Annotated in this window: 26 protein-coding genes; 13 read left to right on the plus strand and 13 right to left on the minus strand. The window is 31.0% G+C overall.

The window, feature by feature from the left end; all coding sequences use genetic code 11:
- Window positions 1-20: 20 nt before the first annotated feature.
- From UF10_RS07010 to dnaA, 12 genes are all read right to left on the minus strand, one after another.
- Window positions 21-839, minus strand: a complete 819-nt coding sequence (locus tag UF10_RS07010) for a mechanosensitive ion channel family protein (protein WP_106777074.1) — start codon at window positions 837-839, stop codon at window positions 21-23.
- A 126-nt stretch (window positions 840-965) separates the two neighbouring features.
- On the minus strand, window positions 966-2,219 hold the full coding sequence (locus tag UF10_RS07015) for a glutamate decarboxylase (RefSeq protein WP_330403938.1): 1,254 nt from the start codon (window positions 2,217-2,219) through the stop codon (window positions 966-968).
- Window positions 2,220-2,357 (minus strand): hypothetical protein, encoded by a 138-nt coding sequence (locus UF10_RS09510; protein ID WP_330403939.1) that lies wholly within the window; start codon window positions 2,355-2,357, stop codon window positions 2,220-2,222. It lies immediately after the preceding gene.
- A 249-nt stretch (window positions 2,358-2,606) separates the two neighbouring features.
- The gene (locus tag UF10_RS07020; RefSeq protein ID WP_106777075.1) at window positions 2,607-3,389 is read right to left on the minus strand and encodes a SigB/SigF/SigG family RNA polymerase sigma factor; all 783 of its coding nucleotides are present in this window, start codon (window positions 3,387-3,389) and stop codon (window positions 2,607-2,609) included.
- On the minus strand, window positions 3,389-3,796 hold the full coding sequence (locus UF10_RS07025) for an ATP-binding protein (protein WP_170062464.1): 408 nt from the start codon (window positions 3,794-3,796) through the stop codon (window positions 3,389-3,391). The genes UF10_RS07020 and UF10_RS07025 overlap by 1 nt, the downstream gene beginning before the upstream one ends.
- A 2-nt stretch (window positions 3,797-3,798) precedes the next feature.
- Entirely contained in the window at window positions 3,799-4,116 is a 318-nt protein-coding gene (locus tag UF10_RS07030; RefSeq protein ID WP_106777076.1) for an STAS domain-containing protein, read from the minus strand.
- 17 nt (window positions 4,117-4,133) lie between these two features.
- Window positions 4,134-6,578 carry a DNA gyrase subunit A gene (gene gyrA, locus UF10_RS07035; protein WP_106777077.1) on the minus strand — a complete coding sequence of 815 codons (2,445 nt, stop codon included), beginning with the start codon at window positions 6,576-6,578 and terminating at the stop codon, window positions 4,134-4,136.
- Between the two features lie 16 nt (window positions 6,579-6,594).
- A complete protein-coding gene (gene gyrB / locus UF10_RS07040; RefSeq protein WP_106777078.1) occupies window positions 6,595-8,502 on the minus strand; it encodes a DNA topoisomerase (ATP-hydrolyzing) subunit B in 1,908 nt (635 codons plus the stop codon).
- A complete protein-coding gene (recF, locus tag UF10_RS07045) occupies window positions 8,503-9,618 on the minus strand; it encodes a DNA replication/repair protein RecF (protein ID WP_106777079.1) in 1,116 nt (371 codons plus the stop codon).
- Window positions 9,619-9,735: 117 nt separating this feature from the next.
- The gene (locus UF10_RS07050) at window positions 9,736-9,942 is read right to left on the minus strand and encodes an RNA-binding S4 domain-containing protein (protein WP_106777080.1); all 207 of its coding nucleotides are present in this window, start codon (window positions 9,940-9,942) and stop codon (window positions 9,736-9,738) included.
- 570 nt (window positions 9,943-10,512) lie between these two features.
- Window positions 10,513-11,616, minus strand: coding sequence for a DNA polymerase III subunit beta (gene dnaN, locus UF10_RS07055; protein ID WP_106777081.1), 1,104 nt, complete (start codon window positions 11,614-11,616; stop codon window positions 10,513-10,515).
- A 264-nt stretch (window positions 11,617-11,880) separates the two neighbouring features.
- Window positions 11,881-13,254: a chromosomal replication initiator protein DnaA gene (gene dnaA, locus UF10_RS07060; RefSeq protein ID WP_106777255.1), complete on the minus strand. Its 1,374-nt coding sequence runs from the start codon at window positions 13,252-13,254 to the stop codon at window positions 11,881-11,883.
- 1,123 nt (window positions 13,255-14,377) lie between these two features.
- On the opposite strand from dnaA, the gene rpmH reads away from it, so the two are divergent.
- From rpmH to UF10_RS07095, 7 genes are all read left to right on the plus strand, one after another.
- Entirely contained in the window at window positions 14,378-14,512 is a 135-nt protein-coding gene (rpmH, locus tag UF10_RS07065) for a 50S ribosomal protein L34 (protein ID WP_106777082.1), read from the plus strand.
- A gap of 99 nt (window positions 14,513-14,611) precedes the next feature.
- A complete protein-coding gene (gene rnpA / locus UF10_RS07070; protein ID WP_106777083.1) occupies window positions 14,612-14,977 on the plus strand; it encodes a ribonuclease P protein component in 366 nt (121 codons plus the stop codon).
- A gap of 5 nt (window positions 14,978-14,982) precedes the next feature.
- Window positions 14,983-15,234 carry a membrane protein insertion efficiency factor YidD gene (gene yidD, locus UF10_RS07075; RefSeq protein WP_106777084.1) on the plus strand — a complete coding sequence of 84 codons (252 nt, stop codon included), beginning with the start codon at window positions 14,983-14,985 and terminating at the stop codon, window positions 15,232-15,234.
- A 45-nt stretch (window positions 15,235-15,279) separates the two neighbouring features.
- Complete coding sequence (locus tag UF10_RS07080) at window positions 15,280-15,996, plus strand: YidC/Oxa1 family membrane protein insertase (RefSeq protein WP_106777085.1); 717 nt, start codon at window positions 15,280-15,282, stop codon at window positions 15,994-15,996.
- Window positions 15,997-16,007: 11 nt separating this feature from the next.
- Window positions 16,008-16,760: an RNA-binding cell elongation regulator Jag/EloR gene (gene jag, locus UF10_RS07085; RefSeq protein WP_106777086.1), complete on the plus strand. Its 753-nt coding sequence runs from the start codon at window positions 16,008-16,010 to the stop codon at window positions 16,758-16,760.
- A 341-nt stretch (window positions 16,761-17,101) separates the two neighbouring features.
- Window positions 17,102-18,019 carry an AraC family transcriptional regulator gene (locus UF10_RS07090; protein WP_106777087.1) on the plus strand — a complete coding sequence of 306 codons (918 nt, stop codon included), beginning with the start codon at window positions 17,102-17,104 and terminating at the stop codon, window positions 18,017-18,019.
- 130 nt (window positions 18,020-18,149) lie between these two features.
- Window positions 18,150-18,389: a hypothetical protein gene (locus UF10_RS07095; protein ID WP_106777088.1), complete on the plus strand. Its 240-nt coding sequence runs from the start codon at window positions 18,150-18,152 to the stop codon at window positions 18,387-18,389.
- A gap of 303 nt (window positions 18,390-18,692) precedes the next feature.
- Here the strand turns inward: UF10_RS07095 and UF10_RS07100 are convergent, their stop codons facing one another.
- Entirely contained in the window at window positions 18,693-19,313 is a 621-nt protein-coding gene (locus UF10_RS07100) for a flavodoxin family protein (RefSeq protein ID WP_106777089.1), read from the minus strand.
- A 430-nt stretch (window positions 19,314-19,743) separates the two neighbouring features.
- Between UF10_RS07100 and UF10_RS07105 the strand changes: the two genes are divergently transcribed.
- The 6 genes from UF10_RS07105 to pstB all read left to right on the plus strand — a co-directional run bounded on the left by UF10_RS07105 (window position 19,744) and on the right by pstB (window position 25,753).
- On the plus strand, window positions 19,744-20,637 hold the full coding sequence (locus UF10_RS07105) for a Rossmann-like and DUF2520 domain-containing protein (RefSeq protein ID WP_106777090.1): 894 nt from the start codon (window positions 19,744-19,746) through the stop codon (window positions 20,635-20,637).
- 309 nt (window positions 20,638-20,946) lie between these two features.
- A complete protein-coding gene (gene panB / locus UF10_RS07110; protein WP_106777256.1) occupies window positions 20,947-21,771 on the plus strand; it encodes a 3-methyl-2-oxobutanoate hydroxymethyltransferase in 825 nt (274 codons plus the stop codon).
- 324 nt (window positions 21,772-22,095) lie between these two features.
- A complete protein-coding gene (locus UF10_RS07115) occupies window positions 22,096-22,968 on the plus strand; it encodes a substrate-binding domain-containing protein (RefSeq protein ID WP_106777091.1) in 873 nt (290 codons plus the stop codon).
- Between the two features lie 52 nt (window positions 22,969-23,020).
- A complete protein-coding gene (pstC, locus tag UF10_RS07120) occupies window positions 23,021-23,875 on the plus strand; it encodes a phosphate ABC transporter permease subunit PstC (RefSeq protein ID WP_330403940.1) in 855 nt (284 codons plus the stop codon).
- Window positions 23,869-24,897, plus strand: a complete 1,029-nt coding sequence (pstA, locus tag UF10_RS07125; protein ID WP_242969074.1) for a phosphate ABC transporter permease PstA — start codon at window positions 23,869-23,871, stop codon at window positions 24,895-24,897. The genes pstC and pstA overlap by 7 nt, the downstream gene beginning before the upstream one ends.
- 106 nt (window positions 24,898-25,003) lie before the next feature.
- Window positions 25,004-25,753: a phosphate ABC transporter ATP-binding protein PstB gene (gene pstB, locus UF10_RS07130; protein ID WP_106777094.1), complete on the plus strand. Its 750-nt coding sequence runs from the start codon at window positions 25,004-25,006 to the stop codon at window positions 25,751-25,753.
- Window positions 25,754-25,761: the final 8 nt, after the last annotated feature.

Genomic DNA, 25,761 nt, shown 5'->3' on the forward strand with positions numbered 1-25,761 from the left:
TTTAAAAATCTATTTATCACTTAATTATTATTTATTATGTTTATTCTAGATAGTTTTATATTGTTGCTATCAAATTCATGCTTGAATTCTTCCATCAACTTGTAGTATACATCCCAATAATCATCAGTCTTTACCCAAGGTCTAGCTATAAATCTAATCATATTATTTTCCATTGAGTCAACTCCTAATAGGGGAGCTGGTGATTTAAGTATTCTGCTTTCTTCTTCAAACAATCTTTCAGCTATTTCATATAATTTCTTGACATCTGTATCATATTCAAAGTTAAAAGCAAAATCAATTCTTCTTCTGTCTTGTGATGTATAATTTATTACTGGATTTGAAGTAATCATTGAATTTGGAACTATTATTAGCTTATTGTCTACTGTTTTTAGTGTTGTAGAAAACATTTGTATCTCAAATACACTTCCTTCTACATTATCGCATAGTATATAATCCCCTACATCGAATGGTTTAAAAAACAATATTATCATACTTGAACCAAAGTTTGCCAAGACCTCTTTAAACGCTAAACCTATACTGAAACCAGCAGCACCAAGTATAGCAGCAAATGACGTTGTATTTACTCCAAGTCCGCCTAAAGCCTGTATAAAAGCCACCATTATAATTAAAACTTGAGATAAGTTTATAAGGAAACTTATTATTCCTACACTAGACTTATATTTGTAAAGCATTCTAGTTAAGGCTTTTTTTACCATTTTTGCGATTATAACACCTATCAAAATAGTTACTAGTGCTATTACAAATGACGGTAATTTATCGAAAAAAGCATCGACCGATCTATTAAATATCGTGGTTTGTTTTTCTATTGATTCTTCCATATATTCACCTCCATATCAAAATATATACATATGATTATAACATATTAAAAATGTATTCCATAAGAAAAATAAGCTCCTAATAACTTAGGGGCCTATCTCTCTTTATAATACTTATCTAACCATCTATTAATGTGTAAATCCAAATGTTTTTATTTCTTCCTTATCATGATATAGGACTCTTGCATTGTCTAAATCATTAATAGCTTCTTTTAAATCCTCTATATATGCCTGTGCTGTGTTCATAGCCAAATCTGATCTTACCACAATCCTTTGAATTACTATATCAGACAAATTATCTGGAAGAGGATATGCTGGAACTTGCCAGCCTTTCATCAATAATCTATCAGCTAATTCATATAAATTCCATTTTCTATCTTTATCTTCTTTTAAACGATAGCACACTATTGGAAGATTGTATCCATCATTATATATATAAAACATTCCCGTATTTTCTAGTTCTTTGGAGAGATATCCAGCTACATCTCTAGTAGATTCATGAATTTCTCTATATCCATTATATCCAAGTCTCAAAAAGTTATAGTATTGACCTATTATATGACTGGCACTGTGGGAAAAATTAATTGCAATGGTAGGTAGTTTTCCTCCTAGATAACTAACTTCAAATATTAATTCTTCTGGGAGAAATTTCTTATCTCTCCATACTATCCAGCCGATTCCTGGATAAACAAGACCATACTTGTGGCCTGATGTATTTATTGATACAACATTTTTTAGTCTAAAGTCCCACTCCAATTCTGGATTTACAAATGGAGTAAATAGCCCTCCTGAAGCTCCATCTATATGCATATATACCTTTATATCGTGATTTGCATTATACTCCTCTAATTTGGCGTCTAGGGACTTCATATCATCAAATTTACCTGTATATATAATACCTAATATCCCTACAACACCGATAGTATACTCATCTATGTAGTCTAGTAATTTATCTGGATCTAGGCTCAAATTGTCTTCATCCATAGGAACTGCTCTTAGCTCTATATCCCAATAAACACAAAATTTTTCCCAGCAAACTTGATATCCTGAACTTATTACAAGGTTAGGTTTTTTAGCATTTATATCTATATTACATTCTTTAGCCATCTTCCTCCAGCTAAACTTCATAGCCATACCGCCTAGCATACAGGCTTCAGATGATCCAACTGTAGATGTTCCTATAAACTTTTCATCAGGATTTGCATTCCAAAGATCTGCTATTATACTTACACATCTCTTTTCTAACTCTGCAGTCCTTGGATATTCTGACTTGTCTATGGCATTTTTATCCATACTCTCGCTCATCAACTTACTAGCCTCGTCTATCATATATGTCTGGCAAAAAGTTGCTAAATTCTGTCTTGCATTTCCTTCATTTAACAACTAATCTTTGACCAACATATAGGCATTTCTTGGATTTATTGGATCCTTAGATATCTTTTCTGTAGCTACTTTCATATTTTTATTTACTCCTAGTATTGGAGCATTTGCATCTATATCTAGCCTTTCTTTGTCACTCATAGTACTGCCTCCTTTTTAAAAACTAGCATAAAATAATTAGTGAATACAAAGTAAAAACTCTATCATTAAAGATAATATAAATATATCTCAAATTTTATTATAGCACATTTATCAGAATATTAAGATATAACTAGTATTATCTATTCAATAAAAATATACAGAATTAATAGAATCATAAAATTATAAAAATACATAAAAAAAGTAAGGTTACTAGTAAACTAATCCCCTTACTTTATTTTTAGCCAAATATTAAATCTCAACACCCTTAAGGTATTCTTTTCTCAGCTTTTCAACTATCTTTTTTTCCAATCTAGACACGGTCATCTGAGATATTCCAAGTTCATCAGCTATTACTGACTGAGTCTTATTGTCAAAGAATCTTCCTTCAATTATGCTCACTTCTAAATCATTTAAATTTACCATAAATCTATTTAAAAAGTCTTTTTGCTCAATATCCGAAAAGTTTCTTTCTTCCATTCCAACTCTATCCCCGAGAGTCATGTCCTTGTCCTCAGAGTCGTCATTGCTTGGTGTATCTAGTGATATCGGTTGATAACCATATGAAGCTTCCATAGCTTCCAAAACGTCCTCTTCTGTAACATCTAGATAGTTTGCTATCTCAGATGGAGTAGGACTCTTCTTAAATTCTTGCTCAAGATGTAGCTTGGCATTACTTATCTTCTTGCTCAGTTCCTGAATTCTTCTAGGAACTCTCATAGTCCAAACTTTATCTCTAAAATACTTCTTGATTTCTCCCACTATTGTTGGTGTCGCAAAACTCGAAAATTCAAACCCCTTAGATACATCATATCTGTCAATAGCATAGATAAGAGCCAAAGATGCTACTTGATATATATCCTCATAGTCAACACCCTTATTTATATATTTTCTAGCCAATATCTTTGCTAGATAAAGATGTTTTTCTATTAATATATTTCTTACGGCTGTGTTGCTCTTATCCTCAGAAAAAATCTTGAAGAGTTGCTTTACTTCCATTTCCTCATAATTTTTTTCTGTGGCCATTTGATTCATTATTCTTCAACTCCAACCATTTTAGTCATTTTAATTATTGTCCCCTTATTCCCGCAAGTGCATACATCTACTTCATCCATAAGTGTTCTTATTATAAATAATCCAAGTCCGCTTGTTTTTGGATTTTTAAGGTCTGGATCTTCTACACATTGTTCATCATATCCAATTCCCTTATCTCTTACCTCAATGGATAATCTATCCTCATAAATATAGAATATAATTTCAAAGTCTTTTTCTTTGCTGTGCTTTATAGCATTAGTACAAGCTTCAGATATTGATACTTTCAAATCTTCTATGTCGTCTAATGTGAACCCCATCCTACTGGCAATTCCTGATGTTGTCAGTCTTACCACAGATACAAAGTTAGGATTACTAGACATACTCATATTAATTACTTCGTATTCCACGACTATCCCTCCATACGTATGATCTGGTCTAAGCCAGTAATTTTAAATATTTTCTTTACATTGTCTTTTGCGTTCAAAATTGAGATGTCTTTTTTCTCTTTTCTCAACTTCTTCATAGCACCAATAATTACACCAATGCCAGTAGAGTCAATATACTGTAAATTAGACATATCTATTTTAACATTAGAAAGTTTATTATCTATATTGCTATCCAATTCCTTTTTCAAATCATCAGCACAAGAAACATCAAGCTCACCTGAAATTTTAACAATCCAACTGTTGCTATCGTTTTTATAATCTGAGTTTATATTCAATGACATAGTCAGCCTCCTATTATTTATTCAATCTCATCTTCACGCTTTAGTTTAGCTATAGATACAACTTCAACCTCTTCATCTGTTCTCATTAGCTTTACACCACTTGTAATTCTTCCGTATATAGATATTTCTTCAACTCTTATTCTTATCAGAACTCCATTAGAGTTTAGCATCATTATCTCATCGTCTTCATTTACTAGTGTTGCACCAACTATCTTACCAGTTTTAGAGTTTATGTTGTAAGTCTTTATACCCTTACCAGCTCTTATCTGAGGTCTATACTCTTCTATGCCAGATCTCTTACCGAATCCCTTTTCACTTATAACAAGTAGGTCTGTTCCTTCGCTGGCAAGATCCATAGATACAACTATATCTTTTTTGCCTAGAGTGATACCCTTGACACCTGTTGCTGCTCTTCCCATAGCTCTGACGTCTTTTTCACTGAATCTTATACTCATGCCGTTTTGAGTTACTAGCATAACTTCTTCATCGCCATCAGTCATCTTTACTCCGATTAGTTCATCGCCATCTCTAAGGTTAATTGCTATTAATCCTGATTTATTGATATTTTTGAACTCACTTATCTTAGTCTTCTTTACGATACCATTTTTAGTTCCCATAAGAAGAAATTCTGATTCATTCTTTGTATCATCATCTGGATTAAATGATATAGTTCTAGCTATCTTTTCCCCTGGATTTAGCTGTAGGAGATTTACTATAGCTGTTCCCTTTGAAGTTCTCTTTCCTTCTGGAACTTCATAAGCGTTTAATCTGTACACTCTACCTCTATTTGTGAAGAATAACATCACTGAGTGAGTTGTTGTAGAGATAAGGTCTGTTACGAAATCTTCTTCCCTAGTTGTAAGGGCTGATACTCCTCTTCCACCTCTTTTTTGACTTCTATAAGTATCTGCTGGTAGTCTCTTAATATATCCTAGGTGAGTAAGAGTTATTGCTATTTCTTCTTCCTCAAATAGATCCTTTATATCAAATTCTCCCTCTGCAGGCTTAATATCTGTAAGTCTTTCTCTTGCAAATTTATTCTTAATTGCAAGCATCTCATCTTTTATCACTCCAAATAACTTATCTTCATCAGCAAGTATACTTTCTAAATACTCTATCTTTTCCATAAGTTCATTGTATTCTTTATCTATTTTCTCTCTTTCAAGACCTGTTAGTCTTTGAAGTCTCATATCAAGTATAGCCTGTGCCTGTATTTCAGAAAGACCAAACTCTTCAATCAAACTTTCCTTTGCTATCTGACCAGTTTTTGAGCCTCTTATTATCTTAATTACTCTATCAATATTATCAAGTGCTATTTTTAGACCTTCCAATATATGAGCACGAGCTTGAGCCTTTTTCAAATCAAACTGAGTTCTTCTAGTAATAACATCCTTTTGATGATCTACATAATAGCCTATTATTTCCTTCAAATTCAACACTTTTGGACTTCCATTTACTAATGATAACATAATTATACCAAAAGTATCTTCAAGCTGGGAATGTTTGTATAAATTATTTAAAACTATATTGGCATTTATATCCCTTTTTAGTTCTATAACTATTCTCATTCCATGTCTACTACTCTCATCTCTAAGGTCAGATATTCCTTCTACTCTCTTATCCTTCACTAGTTCAGCTATTCTTTCTACTAGTCTAGCTTTATTTACCTGATAAGGAATTTCTGTTACTATTATCTGCTGTTTTCCCTTAGGAACTTCTTCTATTTCAGCCTTGGCTCTAACTTTTACCTTACCTCTACCAGTTCTGTAGGCATTTTTTATTCCTTCAGTACCTACAATAGTAGCAGCTGTTGGGAAGTCTGGCCCCTTTACGATCTTTATTAGATCATCTACATCACAATCACGATTATCTATATAATAAACTGTTGCATCTATTACTTCACCAAGATTGTGTGGTGGTATTGAAGTTGCCATACCTACCGCTATACCATTTGATCCATTTACCAATAGGTTTGGATATCTAGCTGGTAAAACTAGTGGTTCCTTCAATGTTTCATCAAAGTTTGGACCGTAGTCCACTGTTTCTTTCTCTATATCTCTAAGTAGCTCTAGTGCAAGCTTACTCATTCTAGCCTCTGTATAACGCATTGCCGCTGGACTATCACCATCAACTGAACCAAAGTTACCTTGTCCATCTACAAGCATTTCTTTAGTTGAGAAGTCCTGAGCCATTTTTACCATAGCCATATAAACTGAGCTATCTCCATGTGGATGGTACTTACCCAAAACGTCACCGACTATACGGGCTGATTTTCTATAAGGCTTATCTGGAGTAATCCCCTGTTCACTCATTGAGTAAAGTATTCTTCTATGAACAGGCTTTAGACCGTCTCTTACGTCTGGAAGAGCACGACCAGCTATAACGCTCATAGAATAATCTATGTATGATTTTTTCATTTCATCTGATATTTCTATCGGAATAATTCTACTTGTTTTTTCCATTTAATCAGCCAACCTCCTATATATCCAAATTTCTAACATATTTTGCATTTTCTTCTATAAACTCTCTTCTAGGAGCAACTTTATCTCCCATAAGCATTGAAAATACTTCATCAGCAACTATTGCATCTTCTATTTTGACCTGAAGAAGTGTTCTTGATTCAGGGTCCATAGTAGTTTCCCATAGCTGCTCTGCATTCATCTCACCAAGACCTTTGTAACGAGATACTTCTGCACCAGTTCTACCTATTTCATCTAGAGTATCACTTAGTTCAATATCTGAAAAGGCATAGTGATCCTTCTTTGATTTTTTGATTTTATATAGTGGTGGTTGAGCCGCATATACATACCCTTCTTCTATCAAAGGTCTCATATACCTAAAGAAGAATGTAAGAAGTAGTGTTCTTATATGAGCACCATCGACATCGGCATCGGTCATAATAATAATCTTATGATATCTAAGCTTTGATTCATCAAAGTCTTCACCTATACCACAACCAAATGCTGTGATCATATTTTTTATTTCTTCTGATGATAAAACCTTGTCCAATCTAGATTTTTCAACATTTAATATCTTACCTCTAAGAGGAAGTATAGCCTGAGTATTTCTATCTCTACCAGCTTTTGCAGATCCACCGGCAGAATCACCTTCGACTAGGAAAATTTCACTCTTAGCAGGAGATTTTTCTGAACAATCCGCAAGCTTACCTGGAAGAGATGTCATATCTAAGACACTCTTTCTTCTAGTTAATTCTCTTGCTTTTTTAGCTGCTTCTCTTGCTCTTTGTGCTCTTAAGCACTTGTCTAGTATTATTTTAGCTACTGTAGGATTTTCTTCTAAGAATGCCCCTACCTCTTCGTTTGTAATACTTTCAACTAATCCTCTCATGAAGGTATTACCTAACTTTGTCTTAGTCTGACCTTCAAACTGTGGTTCAGGAAGTTTTACAGATACAATTCCTGTAATACCTTCTCTTATATCTTCACCAGTTAGGTTTACATCTTTTTCCTTTAAGTAATTATTTCTTCTAGCATAATCATTTACAACCTTTGTAAGAGCTGTTTTAAATCCTGAAAGATGGACTCCACCTTCATGAGTATTTATATTGTTTGCAAATGAATAAATATTTTCTGAATATGAATCAGTATATTGTAGAGCTAGCTCTATAGTGCATCCCTTTGCCAATTTATCAATATATATAATTTGATCATGTAGAGTTGTTTTAGTTCTGTTTAAATACTTTATATATTCAACCAACCCACCTGTATAGTGGAATGTCTTTACCTTTTCATGTCCTTCTCTTTTATCTTCAAATGTAATCTTTATTACTTTATTCAAAAAAGATAATTCTCTAAATCTATATTCCAAAGTTTCATAGTTAAATACTGTTTCATCAAATATGCCCTTATCTGGCATAAATGTAATTGCTGTACCACTTTCTATAGTTGCATCTCTAACTGCCTCTATTTTGCTTACTGCTCTACCTTTTTTGTATTCCTGTCTATATACCTTACCATCTCTTGTTACTTCCGCTACTAGCCATTCACTTAAGGCATTGACTACTGATACACCAACTCCATGAAGTCCTCCTGATACCTTGTAGCCTCCGCCACCGAATTTTCCTCCAGCATGAAGGACTGTTAGTACTGTTTCTAGAGTTGAAAGACCAGTTTTCGGATGAACTTCTACTGGTATACCTCTACCATCATCTCTTACAGTTACACTATCATCATTATTTAAGGAAATATATATTTCTGAACAATTTCCAGCAAGTGCCTCATCTATACTATTATCTACCACTTCATATACTAAGTGGTGTAGTCCTTTCGGTCCAGTAGTTCCTATATACATACCAGGTCTTTTTCTAACAGCTTCTAAGCCTTCTAAGACCTGTATTTGATCTGCACCATACTCGTTATTTGACATTTAATTACCTCCATTTTCAATCTTCACAAGCTGACCTTCTTCAATATAAAACACAGAATAATTACTTTGACTGAGTATATTTTTATGAAGAGGATCTGCAGATGTGACAAACATCTGTATATCTCCTAGTTTTTCAACTAGCATTTTTTGTCTATTCTGATCCAACTCACTAAAGACATCATCTAAGATCAGAATTGGGTAGTCACCTAACTCCCTTTTTATTAACTCTATTTCTGATAACTTCAAAGAAATTGACGCCGTTCTCTGCTGTCCCTGTGAACCATACAGCCTAACATCTACATCATTTATAAAAATAGCCAAATCATCCTTATGTGGTCCGACTTTGGTATTTCTATTTAATAGATCTTGTTGCCTGCTTTCTTCGAGCTTTTCTAACATTTTTTTTCTTATATCTTCCAGAGTGCTTTTCTGATCTATACCTAATTGATTTTTATATTTTATAGTTAAATTTTCCTTATCTGAAGTCAAATCCTTATGAAGTTTATTTGAAATATCAGATAGTTTATCTATAAATTTCGTCCTAATTGAGTATATTTCTCCCCCAAAATTTACCAGACCCTGATCATAGACGTCTAGTAAATTACTGTCTACCCTCTGTGATTTTAATAATCTATTTCTTTGATTTATCACTTTATTATAACTAGTTAGAAGATTGTAGTATCTTGGCATTATTTGACTTATCTCTTTATCTATAAAATTACGTCTCTCCTTAGGCCCATCTTTTATAAGCCTTAAATCCTCTGGTGAAAAAACTACAACATTTAAATTACCGAGTAATTCCTGAATTGACTTTATAGATACTCCGTTTATCTTTATTCCTTTTTTGTCCTTGGTAATCATTATCTCTATCTTTTTATCTATTCCATTTCTGGTAAATAAACAAGCCGTATATAGATTTTCACTGCCAAATCTAATTAACTCCTTATCCCTATTAGTCCTAAAAGACTTGCCAATAGACATAAGTGTAAGAGATTCAACTATATTTGTTTTACCTTGACCATTTTTTCCTAGTATTAAATTTATATTTTTATTAAATTCAATTAGTAAACTTTCATAGTTTCTATAATTCACTAATTTTAAGCTATTTACATACAAACTAACACCTACTTTTACTAATTATGTAACCTTTTTACTATTAATATTTGCCATTAAGCTAGAATAATAAAGTCATAATCATATAGTTACAACTTTATTATCTGTCTTAAAATTATTTTACTTAACGGATACCTTATGATTTTGATATTCTACAATATCCCCTGATCTCAGCTTTTTACCTCTCTGAGTACATACTTCTCCGTTTACTTTTACTTCTTCACTCATAACCATTAATTTGGCTTCTCCACCTGACATGGCTATATCTGCTAATTTTAAAAATTGATCTAGCTTAATAAAATCAGAATCGATTCTTATATTATCCATTATCCTACCTCTTTTTTAGTCAAATACTTACCTTAATTTAATTTTACTACTTAAAATACCTTCTATGCATATTGCATCTATTATATTATACCATAAGTGGCCATTTTTGAAAAATATCTTTAAAATAAGCTTTAAACGAAATAAAGGTCTGTGAGAGGCTCTCACAGACCTTTAAATATTTTTGCTCAGTTTAATTACTATAAAAAAGCCCAAAAATATCTATTATTTGACTATTTTTAGGCTTTTATAAGGCTTTTTAAGTTTTTTACATCAAATTTCCTACATCCAATTTTTATAAATAGCTACATATATCTATTTTTCACTTCGAATATTTATTTTTTATATTTTTAATTATCCAAGCTCGCTTAAATTTAAAAATACTTTTCTATTTATTTTAGATAAAATAATAAAAACCATTACTTTGGTAGTCAAAGCGTATCGGGTATTTTATTTATTTAATATATTTAACAAAAAGAGTGCATCTATCTTGTCGGAAGGTATATCGAGGTTATTTTTTTATCAATGTCATTTTCTCAATTTATAAAAAAAATAAAATCAAAAATTAAAAAATTAGTTACTTAGTCTAACTGGAAGTAATAAATATATATATTCCAGACCAGAAACAGGTTTTATAACACAAGGATTGACAGATCCACCAAATTCTATAGAAATACGATCACTGTCTATATTTTTAATTCCCTCTAAGAAATATCTTGAATTAAATGCTATTTCAAGGCTTTCACCTTCAAAATCAATCTCTAATTCTTCATAAGCATTTCCATTCTCATTATTTGAAGTAATGGCCATCAACTTATCATTTATTGATATTTTTATCATGTTATTTTTACCACTTGTAAAGAGTAGAGCAGCTCTCTCTATTGAATTTTGAAGCTTTCTAGTTTCAACTTCAATTTTTGTAATATATTCTTTTGGTAAAAGATTTTCGTATTTAGTAAAGTTTCCTTCAATCAATCTAGCAACTATTCTTGTATTATCAAGCTTAAATATTATATTTTTTTCATCTAAACCTATAAAAAAGTCGCCTTCTTCTACAAGTAAGCTATTTAAATGATTTAATGTAACACCTGGAATAATCGCATTTATAGGATTTTCTACAGTATTTTCTACCTTAGATTTTCTTACGGCCAATCTATAACCATCTACCGCAACCATATTTACATATTCAGAGTTTATTTCAAATAATTCTCCTGCTAGAGTAGGGTTTATAGGCTCTGTAGCTGTTGCAAATACTGTTTGCTTTATCATATTTTTCATTTCACCTTGACTGAACTTAACCATACTATCCATTGAAAATTCATCCTGTCTAGGGAATTCATCGGCAGCAATTCCTTTGATTTTGAATCTTGAGTTAATACAATTTATAAAAACATTGTATTCAGCATCAGTTTCTATAGCAATAAATGTATCTGGAAGTTTTCTTACGATATCTCCTATAAGTCTTGAGTTTACAACAATGCTTCCTTCAGTATTTACCTGTGCTTCTATTGTTGTTTCTATGCTTATTTCATTATCATATCCAGTAACTATAAGGGCATTATCTTTAGCTGTAAGTAGTATTCCTCTTAAAAGTTCTATATTTGTTTTATTATTAATAGCTTTTTGAGCATTTGTTATAGCTTGTGCTAATTTCTTTTGATTACATAGTATATTCATTGTGTATAAACCTCCTTATTTTAATTTATGTGTATAATTAAAAAATTACTATAAATATATATAATATAATACTTGTAGTAGTAACAGTAGTAGTATATGTGGATAGTGTTAAAAACCGACTCAAGTAACTTATCCACAGTGCTTTAAGCTGTGTAAAAAATTGTTATAAGTATATGTATAATTTCTTTATGAATTGTGCATAACTTGGGCTGTTTTTTTGTCCACATTTAATCTACAGCTTTTCAACCGTTTTTATGTGGATAACTATCCGTTTAGATCTGATACTATTTTTTCTATTTTTACTTTGGTTATTTCACTCTTGCTCATTTCATCTTCAACCTTTTTAATAGCGTGCATTACAGTTGTATGATCACGTCCACCGAATTCATCACCTATATTAGGAAGAGAAATATCAAGTAAATTTCTTGCTATATACATAGCTATCTGCCTTGGAAATGCAATGTTTTTTGTTCTTTTTTTAGAATTTAAATCATCGACAGTTACATTATAAGCATCGGCAACCATCTCTTTTATTCTTAATACATTAATTTCTTTTGTTTTATAAGACACCAAAATATCCTTTAGAGCTTCTTTCGCTGTATCGAGATTTAACTCTTTGGAAGAAAGATCAGCATAAAGTATAACCTTATTTAGGGCACCTTCAAGTTCCCTGATATTTGATTTTACATTATCAGCTATATATTCTATAACATCTTTTGGTATATATAAATTATCATTTTCTGCCTTTGATTGAAGTATTGCCATCCTTGTACTGTAGTCAGGAGCCTGAATATCCACCATTATTCCGCATATAAATCTAGATTTCAACCTATCTTTTAGATGTGGTATATCTCTTGGAGGTCTATCACTAGATAGAATAATTTTCTTTCCAGCTGCGTAAACATCATTAAAAGTATGGAAAAGTTCTTCCTCTACAGATGTTTTTCCTGCAATAAACTGAACGTCATCTATCATAAATAAGTCGACACTTCTATATTTATGTCTAAATTCGTCATTTTTCTTCTCTCTAATCGCCATTATAAGCTCATTTGTAAAAGTTTCTGAAGAAACATAAAGCACTTTTTTTGAAGGATCTCTTTCCAAAACATCGTGTCCAATGGCATGCATTAGATGGGTTTTACCAAGACCTACGCCACCATATAGAAATAGTGGGTTGTCATTTAAAATATCATCAGAGCCAGCAACCCTTTGGCAGGCAGCGACTGCAATGTTATTACTTGGTCCGACAACAAAAGTATCAAATGTATATTTAGGATTAAGATTAGCATTTGATATATTGCTAGCCTTGCTAATTAACTTAGCTCTTTCGTCCTTTTTTATATCTTTTTTGGCATTTTCCTTGTCAATAGTATCAAAAAATGCTAATTCTTCTTCTATATCAGTCATTACCACCACGTCATTTATATTAGCAGCTAGCTCACTAAAAGCATTTAGCAAAATATCCTTCTTTTGGTTTTCAAAGAACTCCTTTGTTCTAATATTTCCTTTTAAGTAAAAGACATGATCTTTTATTGCGATGGGAATTGATTCTTCGTTGAAATAAATTTCAAAAAATGACTTAGGGAATGAACCCTTAAGTTTCTGCTTTGCCGATATCCAAAGCTTATTTGCATCCATCATATTCTAAACCTCCATTCTTTGTATTATTATGCATTGTTGATTATATTGTGTATAAATTATGTTGATAACTAATTATTAGGGTCACAAAAAACAGAGTTATTAACACCCTGTGTATAAATAATGCGTAAAATGTATATAAGTTATCAACAGTACTAATCTATCTATAATTAAGTCTAAATATATTATATATCTATAATCAACTTTTTTGTCCACAAAGTTATCCACAGTTTGTGAATAACTTTGTGTTTTTTGAGCAAGTTTTCCACATATTGTAGCTCCTGTGGAAAAATAGACCTTTTTTTTCTGTATATCGATTTAAAATTTTATAAAAAAAAAATAAAAAAACCCTTATTTTATCCATATATTTAGGGGGTTGTGGATTCATTTTTCTGGTATTTTAGCAATTTATACACTTTAGCTAAGGAATAATGAATAAAAAACCTCTTAAATTTAGGAATTTCACAAATTTTTTTTGACCTGTAGATAGTTTTATTTATAAATTTATAATATCATTTGTAGATTCTTTATAATAACCGTAAAATGTGGAAAACTTGATATTTTTATAAAAATTTACTTTGGATATTATAAAAGAGTAAAATATAGGGGATTTTTTCCAATTTTTGATTGAGCTAAAATTTTTCATCTAAAAAGGAATAGTGAATTTTAAGGATCAAAATCGCCTGCGGCGATTTTGAAATTGAAAAGTTTTAAATAATAGAAACTTCAATAATAATAAATATGGATAGTTTTTGATAATAGATAGAAATAGATGCCTGATTATATAAATAAGAAGGGCAGAGCTGTGTATTAAATAATATTAACAAACGTATTTATAAAAGCATCCTTGAAACTAGTATAGTAACTTTTTAAATAAATAGGAAAATTATAGAAAAATATTGATTATATGCTTGAATATATAAATAAGAAGAGTGGAGCTATATCTTGAATAAAAGACCTTTAATTGATATGATTAAGCTAGATAAATTATAATTGCTAGAAAAATTCCAGATAGTCTGCAAAAAAGCGGTTAAAAGTCAAAAATCAATTGACTTTTAGGGTAAAAGTAATTATAATTATAGTGTTATGTTTACAATTAGAATGATGAAAGGAGAATTCAAGGATGAAAAGAACTTATCAGCCAAAGAAAAGACAGAGAAAAAGAGAACATGGTTTCAGAAAGAGAATGAAGAATTCTAACGGAAAAAATGTTTTAAAGAGAAGAAGAGCTAAGGGAAGAAAGAGATTAACTCACTAATAGGTTAATTACCTGTGCTTAATTAATGATAATGAAAAGCCACTTGTAATGAGTGGTTTTTTTTGTAAAATCATTAAAATGAAAATTATGGAGGTTATTATGCATTTTAATAACACCGACGGAATTAAAAAAGATTCCGACTTTAGAAAGGTTTACCAGAGAGGTAAATCTATGGCGGATAGAAACTTGGTAATATACACATATAAAAATGGTAGAGATAAATCTAGAATAGGTATATCTATTTCCAAAAAAGTAGGTAAGGCCAATGTTAGAAATAGAATTAGAAGATACATAAAGGAAGCCTACAGACTTAATATAGATGAAAATATTAAAGAGGGTTATGATATAGTATTTATTGCTAGAATAAATAGCCAAAACTCTGAGTATAAAGATATAGAAAAGTCAATGAAGTATATTACAAGAAAAGCTGGAGTAATGAAGAAGGTAACTAAGCCAAAGAGGTAATAATTATGGACAGATTATGTAATGGATTTAAAAAGATTGGTGATTTAGCATCAAAAGCATCTATTTCACTAATTAGATTCTATCAAAAGTTTATATCACCACTGAAGGGACCTACTTGTAGGTTTTACCCAACTTGCTCACAGTATTCTATTCAAGCTTTCAAGAAATACGGCTTTCTAAAGGGACTGTGGTTGACAATTAAAAGAATATCTAAGTGTCACCCTTTTCACCCAGGAGGTTACGACCCGCTAAAATAGAAGGTCATCTCAAAAGTTGAGATACTACATTATTAGGAGGAATAAATGGGAGTTATAGCAGATTTTCTGGGAATGGTACTAAAAGGTATTTTTGAGTTTACTCATAGCTATGGATTATCAGTAATTATATTTACAGTAATTGTAAAGTTAATATTGACACCGCTAACAGTTAAACAGACAAAATCAACTTTTGCCATGTCCGAGATAAACCCAAAGATTAAAGAAATTCAGGAAAAATATAAGAATAAGCCTGAAAAGCAAAATGAAGAGATATCAAAGTTATATAAGGAATCAGAAATAAATCCTTTGGCAGGTTGTTTGCCACTGCTTATACAGATGCCTATATTATTTGGTCTTTTCTATGTGTTTAAAGATCCAGTATCTCATGGAGTTTTTGCTGATAAAGCAGCATTTTTAGCTGCAAATCAGAACTTCTTATGGATAAAGAATTTAATTAAGCCAGACTATGTATTAGCAGTATTTTCTGGTGTGAGTGCATTCTTTATGCAGAAGATAATGACTCCAAAAGATCAGCTCCAAGGTTCAATGAAGATAATGACTTGGGTAATGGCAGGTATGTCATTTTATTGGGGATTCATTTTCCCAGCCGCTCTTACACTTTATTGGACAGTAAGTAACTTGTTCTCAATTTTACAGTTTTATATTATTACAAAACCTTTGAGAGCAAAACTTGAAGTTGAAAAAGAAAAGAGATCAAAGGGACAGTTGGAAAAGAAAGATAATAAAAAGAAGCAAAAGTAGGAGGCAGAATAGTGGAATCAAAAATATTTTATGCGAAGAATTCAGATGAAGCTGTTGAACAACTACTAAAATCTACCAATGCAGATAAGGAAAGTATTCAAGTAACAGTAAAGGAAAAGCCTAATAAGGGATTTTTTGGATTAGGTGCTAGAGATGGTTTATTTGAGATAAGCTATGAACTTCTAGAAAAAAAATCTGAATTGAAAGAAGAGTCTACAGTCGTAAAAAACGATAAAGTAGAATCTTATGACAAAAAAGAAAACGAAGACCTTGATAACAAGGAATTAGAAAATAAAGTAAACATAACAACAGAAGATGAAATGAAAATAGCAAAAGAATTTGTAGAAGAACTTCTTAAAAATTCTGATGTTGAAGCGAATGTGGATGTTAGATTAGAGGATAATTTAATCAAGATTCATATTCAAGGTGATGAGGCAAGTTGCCTAATAGGTAGAAGAGGTGATACTCTTGATGCAATACAGTTTTTAACTGGTCTTGCCCTAAACAAGGTAAACAAGCACTCTCATACTAGAGTATTTATAGATATTGAAAACTATAGAAATAAGAGAGAAGAATCTCTAAAGAGATATTGCTATAAGGCAGCTAGAGAAGTTGCTAGAACTAAGAGAACTAAAAAGCTTGACTATATGAATCCATATGAGAGAAGAATTGTACATTCAGCTTTACAAAATGATAGATATGTAATCACATATAGTGAAGGAAATGATCCTTACAGAAGAGTAGTAATTGAATACAAGAGATAATAAAATAAAAGGGGCCTATAGTTATAGGTCCTTTTTTGATGCTTTTCAAGATAAAGTTATCCTAAGTTTGAGTATATTGATCTAATTAATGGCTTAATAAAGTAAAATTTAAAAGAATGATTTTAGTAAAGTATTTTTAACTAGAGTCTTTAATGAATTAGGATTTTAAAGTTTTATTTTTAAGAAAAATTATTGCCAGAAAGATTAATATTTATAAATTAGGTAATTTAACTTTGATTCTATCAAAAATTATATAAAAATCAAAAATGCTTTTTAAAAAATATTAATCATAAATTAAGAAGTCTAGCTTAGAATATGAGTTATAGAAGGGGAGGGATTAGATGGATTCATATAAGTCAATAGAGTTTAAAAATAACAACAAAGAGCAGCTTTTGTCAGAGATCAAGGAAGACTTTCCCTTAATGTCATCTATGGTAGAGTTAGATACTTATAGGTCTAAGTCTGTTCCTTGGCACTGGCATGGAGAAGTAGAAGTATTTTACGTAGAAAGTGGAGAGGTATTATACAATACTCCTCAAGGTGAAATTTCTTTTCCAAAAGGTAGCGCAGGTCTTGTAAACTCAAATGTTCTACATTCTACTAAGGCAAATGGAAAAAATGAAGAAACCCTACAAAAAATACATATATTTGACCCAAGTTTAATAAGTGGTAGTCAGGGAAATAAGATATATAGGGATTATGTGACTCCACTAACTTCATCTCAAGTAAAAATAGTAGCTCTTTTTCCTGATAATATAAAAGAAAATATAATAATTGAAAAAATAAAAAACTCATTTAATCTTGATACAGAGGATTTTTATGAGTTAAAAATAAGGAATATACTTTCTGAAATTTGGTGCGAAATTTTTCTATTTACAAAAGAAGAAAGAAAAAAAATTGCTGAAAATGATAAGGTTAGTGAAAAAATTAAGGGAATGATGGTATATATACACAATCACTATACAGAAAAAATGACTGTTTCACAAATAGCTCAAGCAGTATATACAAGTGAGAGAGACTGTTATAGAACATTTAGAGAATATCTAAATACTAGCCCTCAAGAGTATTTGAAAAGTTATAGACTTCAAAAAGCTTGTGAAATGCTTAGATCTAGCAATATTAATGTTGGTGATATAGGATATAGTTGTGGGCTGGGTAGCAGTAGCTATTTTGGAAAGGTATTTAAGGAATTTATGGGAAGTAGTCCAGTTGAATATAGAAAGAGTTGGCAGAAAAGTAATATTATTGGGCAGAAATAGTATATTTTAAAAAAATAAGATACAGTATAATTATATATAGAGATAAGATATTTATTCTAATTAATCTTGATAAAGAGAAGTATATTTTGCAAAATATGTATGAATAGTTGTTTACTTTGGAGGTAAGGCAATGTTTAAATTGAATATATATAATGTAAATACATTTTTTGATGCAGTTAATGAGTGTGAGGGAGAGGTTAGGCTAAGAGATTCTTCTGGGATATTTAAAAATATAAATAAAGAGTATAATTTACAAAATAAAATGTTGAAAGATTTAGATAGGGTATCAGACTTTCATGAGTTTACAGTGGATGTAAAAGATTCTAAAGACTACATGAAAATAATATTTCACTCAATATCTAACTGTTGATTTGAAAATACCAAAAACTTTTATATATTAGGAAAAGCGCTTATGCGCTTTTCTTTTTTTTAAATTTTATTCATATTAAAATTTGATAAAATATAGGAAAAAGTTGCTAAATGATTAAATTAGTGCCCCTATAAAGTTAGTATAAATCTTATTTAGATTCTACATATAACAGCTTTTCTAAGGAAATAATCTGCAAAAATAAGTAATAATGAGTGTAAAGTGATATGAGTGATAGTGAATAAAATAATAATAGAATTAAAAAAAGATAAGGGCATCTAAGATACCCTTATCTTTAATCTAGAACTATCTTATAAAGTTAGTATAAATTTGATCTTCATAATCTGACTTTGATATACCATTTTCTTTTGCTATCTTATTTGCTTTAAGTAAGTAAGCCATATTATTTGCAAGAGTTCTCATAGTTTGAAGACCCTCAATGTCTTTTTTTACTTCCTCAGGAGTGTTTCCGTGAACGCTATTCCAGTATTGAGATGGAACAAGAGGCATATTGTTGATAGTGAAGTACTTGTTTAATCTATCAAAGCTGGAGCTAGCTCCACCACGTCGACAGGAAACTATTGAAGCTGCAAATTTTGATTGAAGTTTGGCAGAGGCAGAGTAGAAAAGTCTATCTAAGAAGGAACAAACTCTTCCAGTTGGTCCAGCATAATATACAGGAGAACCCACTATTATTCCATCAAACTCATCTAATCTAGCTACTGTTTCGTTTACAATATCATTGAATATACACTTTCCAGTTTCACGACATTTATCACAAGCAATACAATCATTAAGGGCTGATTTTCCAAGATATAAAATTTCCGATTCAATATCATTGTTCTTTAATGTGTTTTTTATTTCTGATAGTGCAGTATAAGTACATCCATTTTCATTTGGACTTCCATTTACTAATAGTACTTTCATATAGACCCCCCTTTTTATTTTTATATTAAATATAATTTTAGTCCTTTTAGGTTTTTTTTGCAAGTTGGCGACTGAATATTTACAAAATTTCATTATTGAGTTACTTTACTTATAATAGAATTGTAGGCTAAAAACCTTGAAAAAACTTGTCTAAAAATTATTTCTTTCGATAATATAAAATATAGTTTAATTTATTTATTAATGCAATAAAGGTATATACATTATGAATATAAATAGTTTAACCTTATTATTATTTTTTTGTATTGATTTTGAAAAAAATCTGTGTTAAATTCTAGTTATGGTAGTATTCTCGAAGAAACTACACATTTTGAATTATTATATATAGAGATTTTTAGCTGTGTTAAAAGCAAAAGCAAAAGTCTCATAGAATTATTAGTGTTACACTCTATAAGGTTTGGAGGTGATAACTATGTACAATATCGGTTTTATAGGAGCTGGGAAGGTCGGTGTATCTCTTGGACGATACCTATTTGAGGATTGTCCCAATGCGAGACTATGCGGGTACTATAGCAGGAGTATAGAAAGTTCAAACTATGCTGCTAAGATAACAAACTCAGCCCAGTTTAATAATCTAGAAAAATTGATAGAAAAATGTAATATCTTAATAATTACTACTTCAGACGATGCAATAGCAGATGTCTGGGGTGAATTGTCAAATTTCAATATTCAAAATAAGATAGTGTGCCATTGTAGTGGCTCGCTTTCATCAGAAATTTTCTTCGATATATCTTCCAAAGGCAGTTTTGCCTGTTCAATGCATCCATTAAAAGCAATTAATAGCAAGGAAAATTCCTATAAGGATTTAAAAGATTCATACTTTACTCTTGAAGGTGATACTCAGGCTGTAGACATTATGAAAAGTTTTCTTCAATATAAGGGTAATCCATATAAATTAATGACTTCTACTGATAAAAGAAGCTATCACTTGGCATCGGTATTTATGAGTAATTTGATGATAGCTATGGGAAATATTTCAGTCAAGTTACTAGCAAAATATGGTTTTTCAGAAGAAGAATCTTTAATGGCACTAAGTTCTTTGAGCATTGGCAATATAAATAGAATGTTTGAAGTTGGTCTAGAAGATGCTTTGACCGGACCGCTAGAAAGATGTGATATAGAGACTATAAAGAATCATTTAAGCTCTTTATCAGATGACAAAGATTGCAAAGGATTGGATAAAGATAGTCTAGTAAGAATTGAAAAAACTTATAGATTACTAAGCTTAGATTTATTAGAAGTTGCTCGAAAAAAACATCCAGATAGGAATTATTCTGACATAGAAGATCTATTAAAAAAGGATTGATGAAATCCTATATTTAGAGATTCTTGTTTGGCTATAAGAATCTGGAATATATATTTATAAGAGTTTAGGAAAAGCTTTTACTTTGCTTATTTTTAATATTATATAAAAATATTGCTTTGAAGTATGTGTTTAAGATCCTTGATGAGCTTTATTTATTCAGTTTAAATTTCCGAGTAATTTTAGGAGATTAATTGAATAGATTCAGTTTTTACTTAAAAATATAAGCTTTGATTGGAGTAAGCTATATAAATTTTATTGGGTAAGCTATATAAAAAAGAAGGGAGAGACGCATTTGCGTCAGATATTGATATGAAAAATACTGTAATGACTTTTAAGGAAGCTAAAAAAAATGGTGAAAAATTGACTATGCTTACTGCATATGACTATTCTACTGCAAAAATAGTTGATGAGTGTGGTATAAATTCCATTCTAGTGGGAGATTCTTTGGGTATGGTAATGCTTGGCTATGAAGATACTCTAAGCGTAACTATGGATGATATGATACATCACACAAAGGCCGTAGCTAAGGGTGCCAAAAATGCTCTTATAGTTGGAGATATGCCATTTATGTCTTACAACACAGGCATTAGAGATGCTGTGATAAATGCAGGCAGATTTATGAGTGAAGGAAGGGCAAACTGTGTAAAGCTTGAAGGTGGAAAAGAAATATGTGATGTTATAGAAAAAATAGTAGAAGCAAAAATACCAGTATGTGCTCATATAGGATTAACTCCACAGGCTGTAAATGCTTTTGGTGGATTTAAAGTTCAAGGCAAGAATATGGACTCAGCTAAAAAACTTATAAAAGATGCCTTAGCAGTTCAAAAGGCAGGGGCATTTGCTGTTGTACTTGAGTGTGTTCCAAGTGAATTGGCAAGTAAAATCACCGATATGCTAGATATTCCAACTATAGGTATAGGAGCTGGGCCAGGATGTGATGGGCAAGTTCTAGTAAATCAAGATATGTTGGGCTTATACGATGATTTTACACCTAAATTTGTGAGAAAATTTGCCAATACTGGAGATGTAATGAGAGAAGGTATTAAATCATATATAGAGGCAGTTTCTGATGGTAGTTTCCCAGAAGAAAAACACTGCTTTAAAATAGATCCTGAAATAATAAAAAATTTATAAAGCGAATTTTACTTAATAGAGTAAATTGTGTTTAATGTAGATATTTTTATATAAATTTAAAAATAAAAAACAATTTAAAATACTTAAATAAAAATTAATGAGTCTTTATAAAACAAAATAAAAAACAGATAAAATAATGAAAATAAAACATATTTTTACAAAAAATAAATTTTGAATTTTACAAGTTCTTTACATATCCATAATATTTTCATAATGTTTCACTGATAAAATATGATTGTAAGCTTGAGGATTGGCAACGTCAAATGGCAAGCAAGTAAAAATAAAAACTATTAAGCAATTATTATTTATAACAGGAGGCAATAAATGAAAATTAAAAGAGGTATAGCGGGTGTATTATGTTTGACAGCAATTGCTGGATCATTATTATTTACGGGGGGTGGCTCTGATGAAAGTGCTAAGAGTTCGGGTGGAATTCACCTTGTATCAAGAGAAGATGGTTCAGGTACTAGAGAAGCTTTTTCTGAAATAACTAAAGTATTAGAAAAAAATGGAGATGAAAAAAACGATAGAACTTCTAAGGATGCGATTATTCAAAACTCGACAGAAACAGTAATGTCTACAGTATCTACGGATAAAGATGCTATTGGTTATATATCACTTGGTTCTTTAAATGATTCTGTAAAAGCTTTAAATATAAATGGAGCAAAAGCTGATGAAGAGAATGTAAAAAATGGACAGTATAAGCTTTCAAGACCTTTTTTACTAGCATACAAAGATAAATTAAATGACAAGAGTCAAGATTTTATGGACTTTGTACTTTCAAATGAAGGACAAGAAATTGTTAAAAACAACGGATATGTTTCAGTAGATGCAAAAGCTAAGTTTACATCTAAAAAACCAAAGGGAGATCTTTTAATTTCAGGATCTACAAGTATAACTCCTTTAATGGAAAAGTTGGTAGAGGCATATGAAACGAAAAACCCTGATTTAAATATAAATATACAATCTAATGGTTCAAGTGCAGGTATTACAGATGCTAAAAACGGAGCAGCAGATATAGCTATGAGTTCTAGAAATCTAAAAGATTCAGAAAAACTAGAAAGTCAAGCTATAGCAATAGACGGAATAACAGTTATAGTTAATAAGGAAAATAAGTTGGAAAATATAACTATGGAAAATCTTGCAGAACTTTATATGGGAAATATAAATGATTGGACTAAGTTAGAAGAAAAATAAAAAGATTATTAAAGTAAAGTAAAGTAATATTTATATGAGGGGAATGGAACAAATGAAGAGTTTTGAAAAAATAATGAAGTATGTATTTATAATAGCTTCATTGGTAAGTGTTCTTTCAATAGTCGTGATCTCAGTCTTTATATTTAAAGGTGGAGTTCCGTTTATTAAAGATTATGGATTGATAAAGTTTCTAACGGGAACTGAGTGGTTGCCTGGTAATACACCAGCTTCCTTTGGATTACTTCCTATGATATTAGGATCACTGTATGTAACAGTGGGAGCAATGATAATAGGAGTTCCAATAGGAGTTTTGACAGCCATATATATGGCGAAATTTTGCCCTGATAGACTATATAAGGTGTTATCTCCAGCTGTCCAATTGATGGCTGGGATACCCTCTATAGTATATGGTTTCTTTGCATTAAATGTAATTACACCATTGATAAGAAATATTAGTGGAGATGGACTGAGTATCTTAACAGCTTCTATTCTTCTTGCAATAATGATTCTTCCAACAGTAATAACACTTTCTGAAGCAAGTATTAGAGCGGTTCCCAAATCTTATTATGAGGGAAGTATAGCTTTAGGAGCAAATGATGAAGAAAGTGTATTTAGAACTGTAGTACCAGCAGCTAAAAACGGTATTATGGCATCAATTATTCTTGCTATGGGCAGGGCAATTGGTGAGACAATGGCAGTTCTTAGAGTAGCTGGTAATCAGACAAGAATACCAGATTCAATATTTGACGGTGGAAGAACATTGACAACTAACATTGCGATGGAGATGTCTTATGCAGAAGGTATGCATAGAGAATCGCTAATAGCAACTGCAGTAGTGCTATTTGTATTTATCTTAGTGATAAATTCCATATTCATGATGTTAAAGAGGAGGGATACAAATTGCTAGGAAAAAAAGATTTCAATGAGATTAAACTAGCGACTGCTTTACCTGTAGAAGCTTTTAAAAAATCAGACAATATAAAAATGGATAATAATTCAAGTAATAACTACATGATGGCAAATTCACCATCTGTAGAATATTCACAACTTGATTTAAATAGAGATCAAAAAAATGAATTAGATGGCGGTTTTAAGAATAAAGTTAAATCTATAAGAAATTATAGAAAAATACTAACAAAGATAGCTACATTTATTACATTTGGAACTTTGTTTTTTATAGTGGCATATATCCTGATAAATGGATTGCCGAATTTGACACCTCAATTATTTGAGTGGAAATATAACACGACAAATGTTTCAATGTTACCGTCTATCATTACTACTTTGTACATAGTGGTATTGGGCTTATTGATATCAGTTCCAATAGGAGTATTTACAGCCATATTTATGGTAGAATATCTTGATTCACAAAATGTTTTTATCAGGATAATAAGATTGGCGACTGATACACTTTCAGCTATACCATCTATTGTATACGGACTGTTCGGTATGTTGTTTTTCGTCTACTATCTAGACTTGAAAAACAGTGTAATATCAGGAGTTTTGACAGTATCGATTATGGTGCTACCAGTAATAATACGTTCTTCAGAAGAGGCGCTTCTCAACGTAAGAAATGACTACAGATGGGGATCATTAGCATTAGGAGCTGGTAGGTTGAGGACTGTGTTTAGAGTTGTTCTTCCCGCTGCACTTCCTGGAATTATTTCAGGGGTTGTATTATCAACAGGTAGAATAATTGGTGAATCAGCTGCACTTATCTATACATTAGGTACATCTACAAAGCTTCCGACTTCACTGTCAAACTCAGGAAGAACATTGTCCGTTCATATGTATATGTTGTCTGGAGAAGGCAGATTTATAGATCAAGCATTTGCAACTGCTGTTGTAATACTACTTATGGTACTAATTTTAAATGCTATCAGTAGTTTTATAGGCAAAAAAATTGCAGGAAAGAGCTATATGAAGTAATTATTAGAAATTATAGCAAAAACTGGGCTAAAATAATTTATATTATATAAGAATTATTTAAATAAAGGCCTTAATAATATAGAAGCAATAGGATTGGGAGAACAGAATGAAATTTAATATAAAAGATATGAATTTATTTTACGGAGATTTTCAGGCTCTTAAAAATGTAAATTTAGAGATAGAAGAAAAGGAAATAACGGCATTTATAGGACCATCTGGATGTGGTAAGTCAACCCTTTTGAAGAGCTTAAATAGAATGAACGATTTAGTTAGAGGTTGTAAGATAGAAGGTGACATCAGACTAGATGGGATGGATATATATGGAAGTGACGTGGACGTCAATAATCTAAGAAAAAGAGTAGGTATGGTGTTTCAGCAGCCAAATCCATTTGCAATGAGCATATACGACAATATAGTCTATGGTCCCAAGACTCATGGAATAAAGAACAAGTCTCAACTAGATGAAATTGTCGAGTCAACACTAAAAAGAGCAGCAGTATGGGATGATTTAAAGGATAAAATAAATAAATCTGCCCTGAGCTTATCAGGAGGTCAGCAGCAGAGACTTTGTATAGCAAGAGCACTATCTGTAAATCCAGAGGTTCTTTTGATGGATGAGCCAACTTCAGCTCTAGATCCAATATCTACTGGAAAGATAGAAGAGCTTTGTACATCATTGAAAGACAATTATACAATAGTAATGGTTACCCACAATATGCAACAGGCTCTTAGAATCTCAGATAAAACTGCATTTTTCTTGAATGGTGAGATAATAGAATATGATGAAACTCATAAATTATTTACTACACCATCAAATATACAGACAGAAAATTATATAACAGGAAGATTCGGTTAGGAGAAAAT

The sequence above is a fragment of the Peptostreptococcus russellii genome (assembly GCF_003012055.1).
Taxonomy (GTDB): domain Bacteria; phylum Bacillota; class Clostridia; order Peptostreptococcales; family Peptostreptococcaceae; genus Peptostreptococcus; species Peptostreptococcus russellii.